General features: G+C 45.3%; 1 protein-coding gene. It reads left to right on the forward strand.

Annotated elements, in window-relative coordinates; translation table 11 throughout:
* Positions 1-39 precede the first annotated feature (39 nt).
* Positions 40-464, forward strand: a 425-nt coding sequence (locus tag NE664_13785; protein ID MCQ4727704.1) for a LacI family transcriptional regulator, incomplete at its 3' end; no start/stop codon positions are given.

Here is a 464-nt window from a genome sequence, read left to right on the forward strand (position 1 = left end):
ACTAAATCTATTACGTATTTATGGCAGGGAGTGTGGGATATGGCAGTTACAATTAAGGATGTGGCAAAAAAAGCAGGGGTGTCTTACTCTACGGTATCCAGAGCCTTAAACGATCCGAACGCGGACAAATCCGATAAAAAGAAACGTATTTTAAAAATTGCAGAAGAGATGGGATATGTGCCGAATCAGGCGGCGATTCAGCTGAAGATGTCGCGGTCCTATGTGATTGGACTTTATTTCTCTACCATCAGCAAGATGAGTTCCCCCTTTGTTCTTCACGATGTGCTGACCGGGGTTTACAGCGTGGTGGGAAGCAAATATAATGTCATTGTCAAAGGTATCGATATGCATGAGCCGGGGACGCTGAACCCCTCTTTTTTGGACGGGATTATCGTGCTCACGCAGAAGGATGACGATCTGGAGTTTATGGATGAAGTACTGAATAAGGAGATTCCCATGGTGGC

The sequence above is a fragment of the Anaerotignum faecicola genome (genome assembly GCA_024460105.1).
Classification (GTDB): domain Bacteria; phylum Bacillota; class Clostridia; order Lachnospirales; family Anaerotignaceae; genus JANFXS01.